This window comes from Bradyrhizobium sp. LCT2, from assembly GCF_009931255.1.
Classification (GTDB): Bacteria; Pseudomonadota; Alphaproteobacteria; order Rhizobiales; family Xanthobacteraceae; genus Bradyrhizobium; species Bradyrhizobium diazoefficiens.
Genome location: NZ_CP034432.1, coordinates 2,832,995 through 2,851,693 on the forward strand (window position 1 = coordinate 2,832,995; position 18,699 = coordinate 2,851,693).

20 protein-coding genes are annotated in these 18,699 nt (G+C 64.1%); 5 read left to right on the forward strand and 15 right to left on the reverse strand.

The features are described from left to right. Positions 1 to 12: 12 nt before the first annotated feature. Positions 13 to 1,290: a YeaH/YhbH family protein gene (locus EI171_RS13860; RefSeq protein ID WP_028174548.1), complete on the forward strand. Its 1,278-nt coding sequence runs from the start codon at positions 13 to 15 to the stop codon at positions 1,288 to 1,290. Continuing rightward, complete coding sequence (locus EI171_RS13865) at positions 1,287 to 2,825, forward strand: SpoVR family protein (RefSeq protein WP_011089493.1); 1,539 nt, start codon at positions 1,287 to 1,289, stop codon at positions 2,823 to 2,825. The genes EI171_RS13860 and EI171_RS13865 overlap by 4 nt, the downstream gene beginning before the upstream one ends. Positions 2,826 to 2,962: 137 nt before the next feature. Here EI171_RS13865 and EI171_RS13870 read toward each other — a convergent pair whose 3' ends face one another. From EI171_RS13870 to EI171_RS13895, 6 genes are all read right to left on the reverse strand, one after another. After that, positions 2,963 to 3,406 carry a DUF1801 domain-containing protein gene (locus tag EI171_RS13870; RefSeq protein WP_161533611.1) on the reverse strand — a complete coding sequence of 148 codons (444 nt, stop codon included), beginning with the start codon at positions 3,404 to 3,406 and terminating at the stop codon, positions 2,963 to 2,965. Further along, a complete protein-coding gene (locus EI171_RS13875) occupies positions 3,403 to 3,615 on the reverse strand; it encodes a hypothetical protein (protein WP_028174549.1) in 213 nt (70 codons plus the stop codon). The genes EI171_RS13870 and EI171_RS13875 overlap by 4 nt, the downstream gene beginning before the upstream one ends. Positions 3,616 to 3,659: 44 nt before the next feature. Beyond that, positions 3,660 to 4,091 carry an SRPBCC domain-containing protein gene (locus EI171_RS13880; RefSeq protein WP_011089490.1) on the reverse strand — a complete coding sequence of 144 codons (432 nt, stop codon included), beginning with the start codon at positions 4,089 to 4,091 and terminating at the stop codon, positions 3,660 to 3,662. After that, positions 4,088 to 4,411, reverse strand: a complete 324-nt coding sequence (locus EI171_RS13885) for a helix-turn-helix transcriptional regulator (protein ID WP_011089489.1) — start codon at positions 4,409 to 4,411, stop codon at positions 4,088 to 4,090. The genes EI171_RS13880 and EI171_RS13885 overlap by 4 nt, the downstream gene beginning before the upstream one ends. A gap of 100 nt (positions 4,412 to 4,511) precedes the next feature. Next, positions 4,512 to 4,961, reverse strand: a complete 450-nt coding sequence (locus EI171_RS13890) for a DsrE family protein (protein ID WP_028174550.1) — start codon at positions 4,959 to 4,961, stop codon at positions 4,512 to 4,514. 41 nt (positions 4,962 to 5,002) lie between these two features. Then, positions 5,003 to 5,626: a hypothetical protein gene (locus EI171_RS13895; RefSeq protein WP_161533612.1), complete on the reverse strand. Its 624-nt coding sequence runs from the start codon at positions 5,624 to 5,626 to the stop codon at positions 5,003 to 5,005. Between the two features lie 207 nt (positions 5,627 to 5,833). Here EI171_RS13895 and EI171_RS13900 point away from each other — a divergent pair, with 207 nt between their 5' ends. From EI171_RS13900 to EI171_RS13910, 3 genes are all read left to right on the forward strand, one after another. Next, a complete protein-coding gene (locus EI171_RS13900) occupies positions 5,834 to 6,403 on the forward strand; it encodes an STM3941 family protein (RefSeq protein WP_028174552.1) in 570 nt (189 codons plus the stop codon). Positions 6,404 to 6,796: 393 nt separating this feature from the next. Continuing rightward, complete coding sequence (locus tag EI171_RS13905) at positions 6,797 to 8,329, forward strand: SUMF1/EgtB/PvdO family nonheme iron enzyme (RefSeq protein WP_060908687.1); 1,533 nt, start codon at positions 6,797 to 6,799, stop codon at positions 8,327 to 8,329. A gap of 17 nt (positions 8,330 to 8,346) precedes the next feature. Then, on the forward strand, positions 8,347 to 8,793 hold the full coding sequence (locus EI171_RS13910; RefSeq protein WP_028174554.1) for a DUF4399 domain-containing protein: 447 nt from the start codon (positions 8,347 to 8,349) through the stop codon (positions 8,791 to 8,793). On the opposite strand, the gene EI171_RS13915 is transcribed toward EI171_RS13910, so the two are convergent. From EI171_RS13915 to pqqB, 9 genes are all read right to left on the reverse strand, one after another. Next, positions 8,794 to 9,849, reverse strand: a complete 1,056-nt coding sequence (locus EI171_RS13915; RefSeq protein WP_011089483.1) for a 2-oxoacid:ferredoxin oxidoreductase subunit beta — start codon at positions 9,847 to 9,849, stop codon at positions 8,794 to 8,796. Further along, the gene (locus EI171_RS13920) at positions 9,846 to 11,693 is read right to left on the reverse strand and encodes a 2-oxoacid:acceptor oxidoreductase subunit alpha (RefSeq protein WP_161533613.1); all 1,848 of its coding nucleotides are present in this window, start codon (positions 11,691 to 11,693) and stop codon (positions 9,846 to 9,848) included. The genes EI171_RS13915 and EI171_RS13920 overlap by 4 nt, the downstream gene beginning before the upstream one ends. Continuing rightward, positions 11,663 to 13,462, reverse strand: a complete 1,800-nt coding sequence (locus EI171_RS13925; protein WP_011089481.1) for an FAD-dependent oxidoreductase — start codon at positions 13,460 to 13,462, stop codon at positions 11,663 to 11,665. The genes EI171_RS13920 and EI171_RS13925 overlap by 31 nt, the downstream gene beginning before the upstream one ends. Before the next feature lie 237 nt (positions 13,463 to 13,699). Further along, positions 13,700 to 14,377 carry a DUF4286 family protein gene (locus EI171_RS13930; RefSeq protein ID WP_028174557.1) on the reverse strand — a complete coding sequence of 226 codons (678 nt, stop codon included), beginning with the start codon at positions 14,375 to 14,377 and terminating at the stop codon, positions 13,700 to 13,702. Positions 14,378 to 14,390: 13 nt separating this feature from the next. After that, positions 14,391 to 15,377 carry a prolyl aminopeptidase gene (pip, locus tag EI171_RS13935; RefSeq protein ID WP_161533614.1) on the reverse strand — a complete coding sequence of 329 codons (987 nt, stop codon included), beginning with the start codon at positions 15,375 to 15,377 and terminating at the stop codon, positions 14,391 to 14,393. Next, positions 15,367 to 16,566, reverse strand: coding sequence for a pyrroloquinoline quinone biosynthesis protein PqqE (pqqE, locus tag EI171_RS13940; protein ID WP_060908680.1), 1,200 nt, complete (start codon positions 16,564 to 16,566; stop codon positions 15,367 to 15,369). Before pqqE ends, pip begins: the two co-directional genes overlap by 11 nt. Further along, entirely contained in the window at positions 16,563 to 16,874 is a 312-nt protein-coding gene (gene pqqD, locus EI171_RS13945; protein ID WP_060908679.1) for a pyrroloquinoline quinone biosynthesis peptide chaperone PqqD, read from the reverse strand. Before pqqD ends, pqqE begins: the two co-directional genes overlap by 4 nt. A gap of 25 nt (positions 16,875 to 16,899) precedes the next feature. Continuing rightward, complete coding sequence (gene pqqC, locus EI171_RS13950; protein WP_011089476.1) at positions 16,900 to 17,679, reverse strand: pyrroloquinoline-quinone synthase PqqC; 780 nt, start codon at positions 17,677 to 17,679, stop codon at positions 16,900 to 16,902. Beyond that, on the reverse strand, positions 17,676 to 18,605 hold the full coding sequence (gene pqqB, locus EI171_RS13955; protein ID WP_161533615.1) for a pyrroloquinoline quinone biosynthesis protein PqqB: 930 nt from the start codon (positions 18,603 to 18,605) through the stop codon (positions 17,676 to 17,678). The genes pqqC and pqqB overlap by 4 nt, the downstream gene beginning before the upstream one ends. Positions 18,606 to 18,699 lie beyond the last annotated feature (94 nt).

An 18,699-nucleotide genomic window follows, 5' to 3' on the forward strand; every position in this document is an offset into this window, starting at 1 on the left:
GGAAAAGTGCCCATTCACATTATTGACAGGCGCCTGAATCCAGGCGGCAAGAGTCTTGAGAACCGCCAGCGGTTCTTGCGTCGGGCCAAATCCCTGGTGCAGGGCGCCGTCAAGAAGACCTCGCAGGAACGCGACATCAAGGACGTCCTGGAGGGTGGTGAGGTCACGATCCCGCTCGACGGGATGCATGAGCCGCGTTTCCGCCGCGAAGGCGGAACGCGCGACATGGTGTTGCCCGGAAACAAGAAGTTCGTCGAGGGCGACTATCTGCAGCGTTCCGGCCAGGGCAGCGCCAAGGATTCCGGTCCCGGCGAAGGCGACAGCGAGGACGCCTTCCGCTTCGTGCTGAGCCGCGACGAATTCGTCGATCTCTTCCTCGACGACCTCGAGCTGCCGGATCTTGCCAAGCGCAAGATCGCGCAGACCGAGAGCGAGGGCATCCAGCGCGCCGGCTACACCACGTCGGGCTCGCCCGCCAACATCTCGGTGAGCCGGACGGTGAAGCTCGCGCTCGCCCGCCGCATCGCGCTCAAGCGTCCCCGCAAGGACGAGATCGAAGAGCTCGAAGCCGCAATCGCCGCATGCACCGACGAGGACGAGCGTGTGGTGCTTCTCGCCGAGCTGGAAAAGCTGATGGCGAAGACGAAGCGGATTCCGTTCATCGATCCGCTCGACATCCGCTACCGCCGCTTCGAGACGGTGCCGAAGCCGGTCGCGCAGGCCGTGATGTTCTGCCTGATGGACGTCTCCGGCTCGATGTCCGAGCACATGAAGGATCTCGCCAAACGCTTCTACATGCTGCTCTACGTGTTCCTGAAGCGCCGCTACAAGCACGTCGAGATCGTCTTCATCCGCCACACCGACCGCGCCGAGGAGGTGGACGAGCAGACCTTCTTCTACGGCCCGGCCTCCGGCGGCACGCTGGTCTCCAGCGCGCTCCAGGCGATGCACGACATCGTGCGCGAGCGCTTCAATCCGTCGGACTGGAACATCTACGCAGCGCAGGCCTCCGACGGCGACAATTCCTATTCCGACGGCGAGCTCACTGGGCTTCTGCTGACCGACAAGATCCTGCCGGTCTGCCAGTTCTTCGCCTATCTCGAGGTCGGCGAGTCCGGCGGCAGCGCCTTCGATCTCTCCGACTCCTCGCTCTGGACCCTCTATGAGCGCCTGCGCAACAGCGGCGCACCGCTCTCGATGCGCAAGGTCAGCGAGCGCAGCGAGATCTTCCCGGTGTTCCACGACCTGTTCCAGCGCCGCGAAACCTCTCAGGAGAAAGCCGCTCCATGACGGAAAGATTGTTCGAAGGCGCGGATTGGGACTTCCACACCTTGCAGCGCATCACCGATGCCTGTGAGGAGGTGGCGAAGAACGATCTCGGGCTCGACGTCTATCCGAACCAGATCGAGGTCATCACCGCCGAGCAGATGCTGGATGCCTACTCGTCGGTCGGCATGCCCCTGTTCTACAAGCACTGGTCCTTCGGCAAGCACTTCGCGTACCACGAGGCCTCCTACCGCAAGGGCCTGATGGGCCTCGCCTATGAGATCGTGATCAACTCCTCGCCCTGCATCTCCTATCTGATGGAGGAGAACACGGCGACGATGCAGACGCTGGTGATCGCGCACGCCGCCTTCGGCCACAATCACTTCTTCAAGAACAACTATCTGTTCAAGCAGTGGACCGACGCCGACGGCATTCTGGACTATCTCGATTTCGCCAAGAACTACGTCATGCAGTGCGAGGAGCGCTACGGCCGCGCCGAGGTCGAGCGTACGCTCGATGCCGCGCACGCGCTGATGTCGCACGGCATCGACCGCTACCCGGGCAAGAAGAAGCTCGACCTGCGCGCCGAGGAGAAGCGGGCAGGGCGTCGCCGCCAGCACGAGGAGGAGGTCTTCAACGACCTCTGGCGCACCGTGCCGGCGGGCAAGAGCAAGAGCCGTTCCGCGCTCAGCGTCGAGCGGCGCCGCAAGCTGCTCGGCCTGCCGCAGGAAAACCTGCTCTACTTCCTGGAAAAGAGCGCGCCGCGGCTGGCGCCCTGGCAGCGCGAATTGCTGCGCATCGTCCGCCACATCGCGCAATATTTCTATCCGCAGAGCCAGACCAAGGTGATGAACGAGGGGACGGCGACCTACGTCCACTATCGCATCATGACCAAGCTGCACCAGCAGGGCCGCATCACCGACGGCAACTTCCTCGAATTCCTGGGATCGCACACCAACGTGGTGTTCCAGCCCGAATTCGACGATCCGCGCTTCTCCGGCTTCAATCCCTACGCGCTCGGCTTCGCCATGATGCAGGACATCGAGCGCATCGTCACCAGCCCGTCGGACGAGGACCGCGAATGGTTCCCTGACATCGCCGGCAAGAACGACGTGATGGGCGTGCTGCGCGACGTCTGGGCCAACTACCGCGACGAGAGCTTCATCGGCCAGTTCCTGAGCCCGAAGCTGATGCGGCAGCTGCGCATGTTTCATCTGCACGACGACCCCGAGGAGCGTGCCGGCATCCGCGTCGATGCCATTCACGACGAGCGCGGCTTCCGCCGCGTCCGGCGCGAGCTGGCGCGGCAGCACGATGTCGGCTACATCGACGCCAATATCGAAGTGGTCGACGTCGATCTCTCCGGCGACCGCCGGCTGATCCTGCATCACCACGTCATCAAGGGCGCACAGCTCAACGAGACCGACGCCAAGCGCGTGCTCCAGCATCTGGCGGACCTCTGGACCTACGACGTCGCGCTGATCGAGGTCGATGCCAACGACAAGGTCCTGCGTGAATATGTCGTGAGCCCGCGCCCGATCCCGGCGGCGGTGGCCTGAGGCGCCGGCAACTTCTGGCGCTTGACGATGAGTCCCTACTAGTGCGCCGACGAAGGTGCGTTCCCTCCCCCCTTGTGGGGGAGGGAACGGAGAGAGCGTTGCCTTGCCCTGGCCAGACTCGATTTGACCTCAGCTCATCACGCTTTCGTCTTCGCTGGCTTCTTCTTCACCTTGGACGCGTTCAGGGCCACGGCTGCGCGGATCAGCGCCTTCAGCGCTTTCTCGTTGATTTTCTCGCCTTCGCGAATATCGATCGCGCGCCGCACATTGCCGTCGAGGCTGGAATTGAACAGGCCGGCCGGGTCATCGAGCGCCGCACCCTTTGCAAAGGTCAGCTTCACGACGGCCTTGTAGGTTTCGCCGGTGCAGATGATGCCGTCGTGCTCCCACACGGGAACGCCGCGCCACTTCCATTCCTCGATCACGTCAGGGTCGGCGTCCTTGATCAGGGCGCGAATCCGCCCGAGCATCTCGCCGCGCCAGTCGCCGAGCTCCTTGATCCTGCCGTCGATCAACTTGGACGCCGACGCTCCGTCCGCGTCCTTCGGGCTGCTTGTCTTCATCGCGGCGGCCTTCTTCATGACCTCGCCTCGCGCTGCATGCCGCTGCGCCGGTCAAGATAGGGCAGCGCAAACAGATACAGCCCGGTCGCGAGCAGCGGGATCAGCGGGACGAGCGCCAGGAAACCGATCCACACGGCCTGGATCTGCATGGTCATCGCGACGATGTTCGCGATGACGGCGATCGTGAAGGCGATGGACAGCCAGCGATGGATTTGTCGAATGTTCAACGAGACCTCCTTTGCAATGGTCGGAATGGATGTACGCCGCCGGCTCAATCCGGTCGCGCCAGCAGCTCGTCCAGCTTGGTGAGAAACTGCTTCCAGCCGGCATGCGCGCCGCCATAGGCCTGCTTCTGCGTCGGGCTGAAGCCCGCCTGCTCGACGCGCAGATGCGTGCCCGCATTCGTCGGTGTCAGCGTGAAGGTGACGACGCTTCGCAAGTCGAACGCCGCGTCCTCATGCGCGAAATTCCAGGTGTAGGCGAGCGTCTTCTGCGGCTCGATGGTGAGCACCTCGCAGTCCAGCACGCCGCCCCATTCGCCGCGAAGATTGAAGCGATGGCCGACTGACGGCTTGAAGTCGTTCTTCATCAGCCATTCCTCGATCAGGTGCGGCTGTGTCAGCGCGCGCCAGATCCGCTCGGCCGGAAAGGCAAATTCGCGCTCGATGACGACGGCGCGGGTCTCGCTTGAGGTTTCGGTCATTGGTCCATCCTCTTCAGGAGATCGTCGAGTGCGTCGAGCCGGTTCTGCCAGAACCCGGCCATCTGGCTGGTCCAGTCGAGCAGCGGATTGAGCGCACCGGGCTGGGCGCTGTAATGGGTCTGGCGTCCTTCATGGCGGTCGCGCACGAGGCCGGCCTGCTTCAGCGCGCCGAGATGTTTCGAGACCGCCGGCTGGGAAACGCCCGACCGTGCCGTCAGTGCCCCGACCGTCTGCTCGCCCTCGCGGCACAACCGCTCGAAGATCGCCCGCCGGGTCGGATCGGCGAGCGTCCTGAACAGGAGGTCGGGGGCGGTGGACATGCAAATTCCATAACCATTCAGTTATGGATCAATTCATAACCGCAGGGTTATGGGTAAGTCAAGCGCGATGCGAGCAGTTTTGGCGCGTTCAGATCCGCGCTCAGGGCCGCAGATAGAGATATCCCTGCGACTGGAGCTCGGCCAAGCGGACCACGCCGCCTTTCTCCGCGCTGACGAAGCCCGGCAGCAGATCCGTCAGCGTGACGTTCTGCGCCTTCATCGTGTTGCCGCAGGCCGCGAGCTCGACGCCGTCCTTGGAGAACTCGCCGACGCGCTTGCTGACATCGGGGTTGGCCTGCGCCGAGTGAAACGCCTTCAGCGCCGGCCCGTGGATCACCAGCGCGATCGTGACGTGCTCGGGGCCGCCGACGCCGTCGATGTGGTTCTGGATGTTGCCGAGCACGAAATTGACCTTCTCGGCGTCGCTGAGGTGATAGACGACCTTGAGCCTGTTCGACGGCGGAGCCTCGGTCGCGGCCTGTGCGCGGGAGGCGCCGAGCGCCGCACCTAGCGCTGAAACGGCGCTCCACAGGATGTTCCGGCGGTTCATCGCGATCTCCCTCGACTGCGCCCGAATTTGCCGGACACATATCACTTGTGGCGGAGCGCGGCGAGTTCCTTGCGATCGGTCACCAGCGAGGCGCACTCGCCGTTGTCGGTGCGGTCGAGGCGGAAAATCTTGTCGTCGGCGCCGGCGACCAGCGATTGCTCGGCCTCGTCATCCGGCTTGTTGTTCTGCCAGACCCTGACCTGTTCGAGCCGAATGATGGCGGACCTGTTGTCCTTGGACAGCGCCACTTCGATGCCGCCGCCTTCGCAGTCGACCCCGCAGCCCATGCGGACTTCGTCGCCCTCCGTGAGAAGCACCGCGTGGCTGCCGCATGACCCGCTGGAGTCGAAATCGCCGCTGCGATAGCGATAGCGGAAGCCCAGGCGAAAGGAATTGTGGAGTTGCTTGTCCTCCTTGTCGGTTTCCGCGGAGATCAGCAGCTTCATCGACGCGACCTTCTGCTTGGGATGCCGCGCCAGGTGCTCGGCATCGTAGCGGCGGACGAAGCAGGCATAGGCCTTGTCACCCGGCGCCCCCGCATAGATTCGGGCCGTGAAGGCGTCAGCTTCGGCCTTTGTGGTTTCCCGGACTTTATCGGCCTCATCGGCGTGGGCGAGGCCGGTGAATGCGGCAAGGACAAGCGGCAGGAGGAGGGCAAGCTTCATGGTCGCACCGAACGCGTGAGCCGTTGACGGCCCGCGGCGGGACGGTCAGGGCCGATTGGCCGTTAGTCGCGGGCAGAAAGCGTTGCGTTCAAGCGTTCCTGGCCGCACGCCTCGCGGGCAGCCTCGCGCAAGGTTCCCGCTGTAACAATTTGGAAGGAGGGGTGTTGGTAAGCCCCTGGTTGTTGCAGATGACTGGTGGCGGTCAAAATGTCCATAAGTCAGAACTTGCCCAACCTTGCGATCGGCTATTCCCTTGCGCGGCTGTTCAAGTTGCTGGGAGCCAGCCTGCTGGCGACGCTGCTGTGCGGCGCGCTCGCATTCAGCTGGCACTATGGCAAGGACATCGCCACGATCCAGATCGCGCTCAGCTATTTCGGCATCGTGTTTTTCGGCCTGACCACCTGCAAGACGCTCTCGACATTGATCTCCGCCAGGGAGCCGGTCCTCTTCATCACCCGTATCGGCATTCGCGACACCAGGATCGCCGATGACACCATCTCGTGGAGATCGGTGAGGGACATATCGATCTTTCGGTATCGCAGCCAGAAGATCGTCGTTCTTCAGGTCGATCCTCTTCTTGCCGGGCGGTTCGAAGGCGGCTTTCTGAAGCGCGTCTTGTCGCTGCTGAACAAGCCCATTGGCGCGGACGGCGTGCTCGTCACGGGCGGCCTGACCATGGACGGCGAAACGCTGTTCGAGACCTGCAAGCAATACTGGACGGCCGGCCGGTTGGCATATTCGGGTCGCGCCGCAGCTGAGCCCGAGCCTGTCCATTAAAGCCCGATGTGTCTTGGCTGAACCAGTGGCGGACTCCGTCGCCCTGAGTGAGAAGCACCGCGTGGCTGCCGCACGACCCGCTGGAGTCGAAATCGTCGCTGCGATGGCGATAGCGGAAGCCCAGGCGGGCCGTTAGTCGCAGGGTAAGCGCGGCGCGTTCACGTTCGCTCCTCCCAGACATCGTCATCACTGGACCGACATGAGATGGATGTTCCGAGCGGTGCTTTAGTCGCTGGTTGGACCGGAAGGGTTCAAGGTCGTCGCTCCCTGGAACTCGATGTCGCGAGTCCTTCGACATTGTCCCAGTTTGTCAATGTGATAGCCTTCACAGACGATTGCTTCTCGAAATCGTAGGGTGGGGCGGCCTTTGTAAGTTTGTGGAGTCCCCGCGCAATGGGCGAAATTCGCAACTTCAGATCCGGGAATCAGAACGAGCCGCCTTCGCACGGCGCCATGCCTCGTCGTCTCGCAGCAATCATTGTCGGTGACATCGCTTCCTACAGCCGCTTGATGCAGGCCGACGAGGAAGGCACGCATGTCCGCGTCAAGCGGATCGAGCGGGACCTCATCGAGCCCAGTATCGTCGAGCACCATGGAAGCCTGGTGAAGACGACGGGCGACGGCTTCATCGCTATCTTCGATAGCCCTGTTGAGGCCGTTCGCTGCAGCATCGTCATCCAGCAGAATCTCATCGGCCGCAATGCCTCGCTTCCGAAGCACTCCCGGATCGAGTACCGAATTGGCGTCAATCTCGGCGATGTCATCATCGAGCCGGACGACGTTTACGGCGATGGCGTCAACATCGCCACGCGTATCGAGGGCATTGCCGAGCCCGGTCAGGTCTACATCTCGGGCGCGATCTACGAGCAGATCAAGCACAAGGTGGTGTGCGGCTACGAGGCCCTTGGCGACCGCAAGGTGAAGAACATCACCGACCCCGTACGCATCTATCGCGTCCTGCCCGACGCAGATGCCGTCGGCGGGACGCGAGGCCGGCGCGAGAATACCTTGATCTTTCTCCTCAGCTTGACGTTGCTGGTCAGCGCAGCCGGCGTGCTCTGGTATCTTCTGGCGCAGCCGCCCGGCAAGGGAAGCGAGCAGGCCGCCACGCCGACTGCCTCTCCGGTCGCATCTCCTGTCCAGCAGCCTCCGGCGCGCGAATCGGCCGTGCCGACGCCGCAACCGTCGCCCTCGTTGGCTTCACCTGCGCCGCCGGCACCGACGCCGACGCCCAGCCAATCGCCGACGCCCGCCAGCGAGCCGGACATGACCGCCATTCGCGGCGGTAGCTTCACGATGGGAAGCAACGACGATCCGACCGAACGCCCTGTTCACCAGGTCGCGATCAAGCCATTCTCGATCGGCAAATACCCTGTGACGGTGCGGGAGTGGAATGAATGCGCCGCCGCAAAGGCGTGTGGCTTTACGGCGATCGGGAAGGACGACGCCCCCGTCACGAATGTAAGCTGGACCGATGCCCAGCAATATGCGGCCTGGCTCGCGCAGGCGACGAAGAAGCCGTACCGGCTTCCGAGCGAAGCGGAATGGGAATATGCGGCGCGCGGCGGAACGCAGAGCAAATATTGGTGGGGCGACAAGCTCCAGCCGGGCATGGCCGGGTGCAAGGATTGCGGTGACGCAGCCGGCGAGCAGCCGGCGAAGGTCGGCAGCTTCAAACCCAATCCATTTGGACTCTACGATATGGGCGGCGGCGTCGATCAGTGGGTCGCCGATTGCTGGCACAGGACTTATCAAGGCGCGCCCAATGACGGTTCGGCATGGAGCGGTGGGGACTGCAGTTCGCACGTCCTGCGCTCGGGCTCCTGGAAGAACGATTCGAGATACGTGCGGCCGTCCAACCGCGACGGCTACGATACCAATGTTCGTTACCCGACGCATGGATTCCGCGTCGCGCTCGGTCCTTGAGTGCAGGAGTAGATCCGATGCAAATCCTTCGCTGCGTTGCGCTGTCGGCGGTGCTCACATTGCTCCCGGGCGTGGCCTTCTCGCAGGGTAAGGCTGCTCCAAAGGACGCAAAGGTTTATTTCATCACCCCGTATGACGGGCAAAGGGTGCGCGCCGGTTTCCTGGTCCGGTTCGGCTTGCGCAACATGGGCGTGACGCATGCCGGCGACGACTACCAGAACGCCGGCCATCATCATTTGCTGGTCGACGTCAGCGACCCCATCGATCCGAAGGAGCCGATCCCGCAGGACAAGTCGCATCTGCATTTCGGGGCAGGGCAGACCGAAACATTTCTCGAGCTTCCGCCCGGGACCCATACCCTTCAACTGGTGCTGGGCGACGCGAAGCACTATCCGTTCGAGCCGCCTGTCGTGTCGGACAAGATCACCGTGCGCGTCAGGCCGCTGCCTCAGCGCGGCAGATGATCACCGCAGGCTGGCGTTGAACTTGTCCAGGGCCGCCGAGCCCGGGCACAGCGTGTCCGCTTCCAGCGTATTGAGCGGCGTCTCGACCGTGTTGAGATGCGCGTGCAGGTCTTCCGCGTCGGGATCGACATAGAGCAGGCCGGTGACGATCTGGCCCTTGGCGGCGTGCTTCGCGAGGAAGGTCTGGGCGCCGAGCCGGTCATGCGGATCGTAGTCCGCGTCGATCTTGCGCAGCGCGATCTTGCTGCCGTCATGCTGCTCGACCAATTGCACCGTGCCCGGCGCATAGTCCACGGCGATCGGATCGCGACCGACCAGCACGTCGAGCCGGTTCACCGCGTCGTTGTGCTCGCGGACATAGTCAAAGCTCTTGGTCGAGCCGGCATGGTTGTTGAAGGCGATGCAGGGGCTGATGACGTCGATGAAGGACGCGCCCTTGTGGCGGATCGCGGCCGCGATCAGCGGCACGAGCTGGGTCTTGTCGCCGGAGAACGAGCGCGCCACGAAGGTTGCGCCCAGTTGCAGCGCGATCGCCACGAGGTCGATGGCGTTGTCGGTGTTGGTCACGCCCTTCTTGGACTTCGAGCCGCGGTCGGCGGTCGCCGAGAACTGGCCCTTGGTGAGGCCGTAGACGCCGTTGTTCTCGACGATATAGGTCATGTTGACGGCGCGCCGGATCGAATGCGCGAACTGGCCGAAGCCGATCGAGGCGGAATCGCCGTCGCCGGACACGCCGAGATAGATCAGGTCGCGATTGGCGAGGTTGGCGCCGGTCAGCACGCTGGGCATGCGGCCGTGCACGGAGTTGAAGCCGTGCGAATTGCCGAGGAAATAGTCCGGCGTCTTCGACGAGCAGCCGATGCCGGAGATCTTCGCCACCCGGTGCGGCTCGATCGACAGCTCATAGCAGGCCTCGATGATCGAGGCCGTGATCGAATCGTGGCCGCAGCCGGCGCACAGCGTCGAGATCTTGCCCTCGTAGTCGCGATGGGTGTAGCCGAGCTCGTTCTTCTTGAGGCCCGGATGATGGAATTTCGGCTTGGCAATATAGGTCATGATACGGCCTTGCGGAGCGGGGTCACCTTGAGTTGATCCTGGTGATCGCCAATGGCTTTTGCGATGAAACGGGCGGTGATTGGTGAGCCGTCGTAATGCACGATCGGCACGAGGCGGACGGGATCGATGCCGTTCTCGTTGACGATGAGCTGGCGGAGCTGGCTGTCGCGGTTCTGCTCGACCACGTAGACGAAATCGTGCTCGGCGAGGAAGCTCGCCACGCTCGAGTGGAACGGGAAGGCACGGATGCGCAGGCGATCAAGCTGATGCCCGCGTGCCTCGAGCAATCCGATCGCCTCGTCCATCGCGGGGGAGGTGGACCCGAAATAGATCACGCCATATTTGGTCGGCCGTTCCGCATTGGCCTGCAGCGGCCGCGGCACGAGGTCCTGCGCGGTCTCGAACTTGCGCACCAGGCGCTGCATGTTGTCGGCGTAGACCGGGCCTTCCTCGGAGTAGCGCGCATAGCGATCCCGGGACGTACCGCGGGTAAAATAGGAGCCCTTGGTCGGATGCGTGCCGGGATAGGTGCGGTAGGGGATGCCGTCGCCGTCGACGTCGAGATAGCGGCCGAAGTCGCGGCCTTCCTCCAGCATCTCCGCGGTCATGATCTTGCCGCGGTCATACTGCCGCGCATTGTCCCACTTCAGCGGGCGGCAGAGGCGGTGGTTCATGCCGATGTCGAGGTCGAGCATCAGGAAGATCGTGGTCTGCAGCCGCTCGGCGAGATCGAAGGCGGCGGCTGCGAACTCGAACGCCTCCGCCGGATCTTCCGGGAACAGCAGCACATGCTTGGTGTCGCCGTGCGAAGCATAGGCGCAGGCGATGATGTCGCATTGCTGGGTGCGGGTCGGCATGCCCGTCGAAGGCCCGGCGCGCTGGATGTTCATGATCACGGCCGGGATCTCGGCAAAATATGAAAGGCCGATGAACTCGGTCATCAGCGAGATGCCGGGGCCGGAGGTCGCGGTGAAGGCGCGGGCGCCGTTCCAGGAGGCGCCGATCACGATGCCGATCGAGGCAAGCTCGTCCTCGCCCTGCACGATGGCGTATTTCGCCTTGCCGGTCTCAGGGTCGTGCCGGTACTTCTTGCAATGAGCGGTGAAGGCTTCCGCCACCGACGAGGACGGCGTGATCGGATACCACGCGCACACCGTGGCGCCGCCATAGACGGCGCCGAGCGCGGCGGCGCTGTTGCCCTCGATGAAGATGCGGTCGCCCACCTTGTCGGACTTCTTCACCCGCAGCCCGATCGGGCATTTCAGGTTCTGCAAGGCCCAGTCGCGGCCGAGATGCAGCGCGTGGACGTTGGAGGAGAGCAGCTTCTCCTTGCCCTTGTACTGCTCGCCGATCAGCTGCTCGATCAGCTTGGCGTCCATGTCGAGCAGCGCCGAGAGCGCGCCGAGATAGATGATGTTCTTGAACAGCTGGCGCTGGCGCGGATCGGTGTAGGTCGAGTTGGTGATCGCGGTGAGCGGCACGCCGATCACGGTGATGTCGTCGCGGAATTTCGTGGACGGCATCGGCTTGGTGGAATCGTAGAACAGATAGCCGCCGGGCTCGATACCGGCGACGTCCTTGTCCCAGGTCTGCGGGTTCATCGCCACCATCATGTCGACGCCGCCGCGGGCGCCGAGATGGCCGTCCTCCGTCACCCGCACCTCGTACCAGGTCGGCAGGCCCTGGATGTTGGAGGGGAAGATGTTGCGCGGGGAGACCGGCACGCCATGGCGCAGGATCGCGCGCGCGAACATTTCGTTGGCGCTGGCCGAGCCCGATCCGTTGACGTTGGCGAAGCGGACGACGAAGTCGTTTACGCTGCTGATCGGCTTTTTGTCGGACATGCTGAACCTGCGTGAGTCATTTCGATCAAATATTTCTGCATGTCCCAGGCTCCGGTGGGACAACGCTCGGCACACAGCCCGCAATGCAGGCAGACATCCTCGTCCTTCACCATCACGCGTCCGGTCTTGAGATCGGAGGACACGTAAAGATCCTGGTCGGGGTGCAGCGACGGCGCCTTCAGTCGCTGGCGCAGATCGGGTTCCTCGCCATTCTCCGTGAAGGTGATGCAGTCCATCGGGCAGATGTCGACGCAGGCGTCGCACTCGATGCAGAGCGAGGTCGAGAACACCGTCTGCACGTCGCAGTTCAGGCAGCGATGGGCTTCGCCGAGCGCGAGCTTGACGTCGTAGCCGAGCTCGACCTCGGTGCGGATGTCCTTCAGCGCGATCACCTTGTCGCGATGCGGCACCTTGAAGCGCTTGTCGACGGAGATGTCGTTGTCATAGCTCCATTCGTGGATGCCCATCTTCTGCGAGGAGACGTGCACCTCCGGCAGCGGCCGCTCGGTGATGTCCTCGCCCGACAGCAGTCTGTGGATCGACAGCGCGGCGTCATGGCCCTGCGCCACCGCCCAGATGATGTTCTTCGGGCCGAAAGCGGCATCGCCGCCGAAGAACACCTTGGGGTTGGTCGAGACGAAGGTCTTGGGGTCGACCTGCGGCATATTCCACTTGTCGAACGCGATGCCGCAGTCGCGCTCGATCCAGGGGAAGGCGTTCTCCTGGCCGACCGCGACCAGCACGTCGTCGCAGGGAATGGTCTGCTCGGGGTCGCCCGAAGGCACCAGGTTGCGGCGGCCTTTGGCGTCGTATTCGGCTTTGACGTGCTGGAAGGTGACGCCGATGAGCTTGCCGGCGACATGCTTGAATGCCACCGGCACCATGTAGTTGAGGATCGGAATATCCTCGTGGATCGCGTCTTCCTTCTCCCACGGCGAGGCCTTCATCTCCTCGAAGCCGGAGCGCACGATCACCGTGACTTTCTCGCCGCCGAGGCGGCGCGCGGTGCGGCAGCAATCCATCGCGGTGTTGCCGCCGCCGAGCACGATCACGCGCTTGCCGATCTTGTCGGTGTGACCGAACGAAACGGAGGACAGCCAGTCGATGCCGATATGGATATTGGCGGCGGCCTCCTTGCGGCCGGGAATGTCGAGCTCGCGGCCGCGCGGCGCGCCGGAGCCGACGAAGATCGCGTCGTACTTCTCCGTGAGCAGCGCCTTCATGCTCTCGATGCGGTGACCGCCTTTGAACTCGACGCCGAGATTGAGGATATAGCCGGTCTCCTCGTCGATCACGGAATTGGGCAACCGGAACTTCGGGATCTGCGAGCGCATCATGCCGCCGGCTTCCGGATCGGCATCGAACACGGTGCAGTGATAGCCGAGCGGCGCCAGATCGCGCGCCACCGTCAGCGAGGCCGGACCGCCGCCGACCAGCGCGACGCGCTTGCCGTTCTTCGGCGAAGGGCGCGGCAGGCGCTGCGTGATGTCGTCCTTGAAGTCGGCTGCGACGCGCTTGAGGCGGCAGATCGCGACCGGTGTTTCCTCGACGCGTCCGCGGCGGCACGCCGGCTCGCATGGACGATCGCAGGTGCGTCCCAGGATTCCGGGAAACACGTTCGATTTCCAATTGATCATGTAGGCGTCGCTGTAACGGCCTTGGGCGATCAGTCGGATGTATTCGGGAACCGGGGTGTGTGCAGGACAGGCCCACTGACAGTCGACCACTTTGTGAAAGTAGTCAGGGGCCGCGATATCGGTCGGTTTCATTCCTACCCTGTCCGCGCAGGCCCAAAGACCCGGCGGCCTCTTCTGAGCTTGGCGAACGCTTAACGCGCGTCGATCTGGTTTCTGAATGACGTCATTGGGTTAGCTTATTAGAACTCTTCCGAAGTACAACGGCAAATTTGGGGGATCACCCGCTTTCATGGGAGCTGCGCGTGCACAGCATTAACGGCTGCGCACAGCAATGCGGCGGTGCAATATGTTGCGGTGCATGGAGGCGCGTCAGCGGTGCGCGATGTCGCTCTTCGCGAGGTCCCACATCAGCGCGTAGGTGCCGACGGAGACGGGAAGCGGGAAGGGCGATGCGGCGGGGCCGGTGAAGCGCTCGGCAATGACAGCCGAGACCGCGCCGACATGCGTGCCGTCGATCAGCACGAACCAGTCGCGTGCACCTTCGTTGCGCACTGCCGGAATCCCGGGCGCTGCGCCCGACAATTCCGGCTCGCTCTCGAGCAGATGCATCGAGATGATGCCGTCGCGCTTTTCCGGCGCCAGCCTTTCTTGCAGCGCATCACGCCATGGCGCGGCGTTGCCGGGCGTCGGCCGCAGCCGCACCACGCCGAGCGCAGCTCCGCGTCCGCTGCCGTTGCTGATGGTGACGCGCGCGACGACGCGCAGCATGTCCTTGAAACGCGCCATGGTCTGCCGCGACCAGTCGGTCGGGCTCGCGAGCCGCGCCCGGTAGGCGGGGCTGTCGAGCACGTCGAGCGTCGCGGTCGAATAGAGGCAGAGATATTTGGGATTGGCGGCGTGCGCGACATAGCGCCGCGCTTCCAGGAATCCCTCGATCGCGACACGCTCTTCCAGATGCTCGCGATCGTACCAGCGGTTGAAATCGGCCTCATCGGCCGCGTCGATATTCATCGACGTCAGCAGCATGCCTTTCCCGGCGAGCGGCATTTTTCTTGTCCTCTCATCGCGCGGACTTCGAGGCAAGGTCCGCGATCGACTTCATGACCGCGTCCCTCACGCCGGTATCATAGAGCGAATGCCCGGCTTCTTCCACGATGCGAAGCTCGGAACCCGGCCAGACTTTCGCGAGCGCATGCGCTGTCTCGGGCGGGCACAGCAGGTCGTAGCGGCCCTGGATGATGATGCCGGGAATGCCGGCGAGCCTCCCTGCATTCTGCAGCAGCTGGTTTGCGGTCATGAAGCTGTCGTTGACGAAGTAGTGCGCTTCCATGAACGGGGTCGCCGGCAATGTGCGCCAGACGTTCAGCGAGGCGAGGTCGAGCCGCGTCCGTGCGGGCTTGTGCTCGGACAAGATGCGCTCGGTATCGTGCCAGGCCCGCGCCGCCGGTCCATGCACGGCCGGATCGGCATCGAGGATGCGGCGCCAATAGGCGTCCACCGGCCGGTCCCGCTCCTCGGGCGGCAGCACGCTGAGAAAATCCTCGTGCAGCCCGGGATAGAAATGCGGCAGGCGCACGGTGAAGCCGGTGACGACTTCCGCCCGCGTGCCCAGGAAGGTCGCGCGCAGCGCGATGCCGGAGACGCGCTCGGGATGCGCCTGCGCATACGCCAGCGCCAGCGTCGCGCCCCAGGAGCCGCCGACCACGATCCAGCGTTCGAAGCCGAATTTCTCGCGGATCTTCTCCATGTCCGCGATCAGATGCGCCGTGGTGTTGTGCTCGCGCGAGCCCTTCGGCCGGCTGCGGCCGCAGCCGCGCTGGTCGAACAGCACGGCATGGAGGCGCTCAGGATCAAAAAGCCGGCGATGATCGGGCTGGCAGCCGCTGCCGGGCCCGCCATGCAGGTAGATCGCAGGGATTCCGCCGGCGCGGCCGACGCTCTCGACATAGAGCTCAAAGCCGTCGCCGACGTCGAGCATGTCGGAGGTCAGCGGCGCAAAGGGATCGGCACGCCTGAGTGAGCTGGCCGCGTCGGCGTCAGGCGTCATTCTCGGGTTCCAGGGTACCGCCGGCGAAGTTGCGGTAGAGGAAGCGGTTGGTCTCGCCCTCGGCCTCGCGCTCGGCCTGCTTGAAGATGGTCTCGTGCAGCGGCGACAGCGCACAGGCCGGATCGGTGTTGGCGGCATCGCCCGTCAGCGCGAAGGCCTGGCAGCGGCAGCCGCCGAAATCGATCTCGCGGAATTCGCAGGATTTGCACGGCTCCTTCATCCAGCCGGTGCCGCGATAGCGGTTGAAGGCCTCGGAGTTCTGCCAGATCCAGGCGATCGAGTGGTTGGAGCGCACGGATTCGAAGTCGAGCCCGGTGATGCTCTCGGCGGCATGGCAGGGCAGCACCTTGCCGGCCGGCGAGATGTTGAAGAACTGCCGGCCCCAGCCGCCCATGCACTTCTTCGGCCGCAGCGCGTAATAGTCCGGCACGACGTAGTCGATCGAAAGCCGGCCCTTCAGCCGTTCCCGCGCTTCCTCGACGAGGCGGGTACATTCGTCGAGCTGCGCCACCGTCGGCATCAAGGCGGCGCGGTTCTTCAGCGCCCAGCCGTAATATTGCACGTTGGCGACCTCGAGCCGGTCGGCGTCGAGATCGATCGACATCTGGATGATGTCGGGGAGCTGGTGCAGGTTCTGCCGGTGCATCACCGCATTCACGGTGAGCGGCAGATCGAGCTCGCGCGTCCACTTCGCGACTTCGAGCTTCTTGCGGTGCGCGTTCCGGTAGCCGGCGACGCGATCGGCAAGGCCCTCCTCGACGCCCTGGAAGCTGATCTGCACATGGCAGAGCCCGGCGTCCGCCAGCTCGCTCAGCCGCTCGCGCGTCAGCAGCACGGCCGAGGTGATGAGGTTGGTGTAGAGGCCGACGTCGCTGGCATGCTTCACCAGCTCGACGAGATCCTTCCGCGCCGTCGGCTCGCCGCCGGAGAAATGCACCTGGAGCACGCCGATCTCGGCGAGCTCGCTCAACACCTTCTTCCACTCCTCGGTCGTCAGTTCCTTGCCCGAGCGATCGAGCTCGACCGGGTTGGAGCAATAGGGACATTGCAGCGGACAGCGATGGGTGATCTCGAGCAGCACGGCGAGCGGAATGCCGAAGGTCTCCGCCGTCGAGCGTTGCTTCTCCAGCACCGCGAGGCTGTCACTTGTCCCGGGCGGGATTTTGGGATTACCGAGCACATCGCTCATGACGTCTTCTCCCGGGCCTCGGTGAGGAAGCCCTTGTCGGCGAGATCCTGGAGCATGGCGACGACATCGGTGAGGATCGCCTCGCGCGGCGCGGCGTATTTCGCCGCCAGCTGGTCGGAAACGTCGCCGACGCTGCGCTCCCCGTTGCAGAGCTGCAGGACCTCGACCGCGATCTCGTCCGGCGCCAGCACGCGTTCCGGCGCCAGGATCACCCACACTTTGCGCGTCTCGTCGTATTTCAGCTTGGCATGCCGCGGCAGCACGGGGCGGCTCGCCTCGCTGACGCTGATATGACGCGGCCCGGCCATGACAGTTCCTCTTCAGCTCGCCTTTTTAGTTTTCTTTGGGCACGAACGCGCCCGGCGGAATGTGGCCCTCGACATAGGCGTGCTGGAGCGCGTCGAGCTGCACCCACAGCACGTTGGTCTTGAAGATCAGCGCATTGCACACGGAGGCTCGCTCCTCCGGCGTCCTCGCGTGCGTCCTGACATATTCGAGCGCGAAATTGGCATCGCGCGGCGCCTGCGTGAGGCGGCGCTTGAAGTAGCTCATGATATCAGGATTGACGAAATCATAATGCTGCAACATGCCGGCGATGCGCTCCTCGTGGATGCTTGGCGCGAACAGTTCCGTGAGCGAGGAGGCGATCGCCTCCAGCGGGCTCTTCTCGCGGCAGTAGTGGACATAGGCCTCCACCGCGAAGCGCGTAGCGGGGAGAATGCCTTCGGTGGATTCCACATAGGCGGTGTCGAGGCCGAGGCCTTCGGTCAGCTTCAGCCAGCGCTCGATGCCGCCTTCGGAGCCGACATCGCCGTCATGGTCCTCGATGCGGTGGCGCCATTCCAGGCGCGTGGCGCGGTCGCGGAAGCGCGAGATCACCACCGCGTCCTTGATCGGGATCGTGCTCTGGTAATAGTAGCGGTTCAGCGCCCAGGCCTGCACCTGGCCCTTGTTCAGCTTGCCGCCGTGCAGCAGCTTATGGAACGGATGCAGGCTGTGATAGCGGGTCGCGCCGATATGGCGCAGCGCCGCTTCCAGCTCCTCGGCCGAGTTGAGCTTGATGTCCTTGCCGATCGAGAGCGCGGTTATTCCAGTCAGTGATGCGGCATTCACAGCACGATCTCCGTTCCATCCGCGGGTATCTGCCAGCCCGCCTGCTCGGCCGCTTTCCGCTCGGGTGAAGCGGGCAGCAGCGCCGGGTTCGAGTTATTGATATGCAGAAACAGCTTCCTGTCGATATCGAGATCGGCGAGCCGCGCGATCGCGCCGTCCTCGCCGGACATGGCGACATGCCCCATGCTCTTGCCGGTCTTGTGGCCGAGCCCGGCTTTGATCATCTCGTCGTCCCGCCAGACCGTGCCGTCGAAGAACACCAGCGCGGCACCGTCGATCTCGGCCTTGAGCGCGTCGGTCACTTCGGCGCAGGCGGCGATGAAGTAGAAGCACTTGCCGGTCGTCTTGTCGGTGATCTTGAGCCCCAGCGTATCGCCGTCGCCGGTCTCGCCGCCCGGATGCGCCTTGCCTTCCAGGTACCAGGCCGATTTGCCGGGGACCGCGAACGGCAACACCTCGATTCCAGACCGCGCACCGTCAACCAGCCGCGGCTCGAACGGCTCGCGGATGGCGATCGGCTGGCGCCGCACGTTCTTCTCGTTCAGCACGTTGAAGATGCTGTTGGCGCTGAGGATCGCCAGCACCTTCTCATGCGCATAGACCGTGAAGGGCGAGCCCTCGCGCATCGACAGCAGGCCTGCCACGGCATCGACCTCGCCATTGGTCAGGATCACGCCCGCGACCGGCGTATGCCGCAGCGCGCCCGCCTTGGGGTGCAGTTGCGGCGTGGCATTCAATTGCTGGCGCAGATCGGGGGAGGCGTTGATCAGGAACCAATGCTCGCCGTCGCCGCTGAAGGCGACCGAGGCCTGGGTTCGCAAGAGCTCATCGCCGATGGCACGGGCCGTGCGGCAACCTTCGCAGCCACAATTCCATTGCGGCACTCCGCCGCCGGCCCCGGCGCCCAGGACGACGACGCGAAGCATGATCCGTCTCCTGGAGGCAACGTCGCGAGGTGGATCTCAGGCCGACACGAAATCTATCTTCCGGAAATGCATCGTGACCGGAAGACATCGTAGC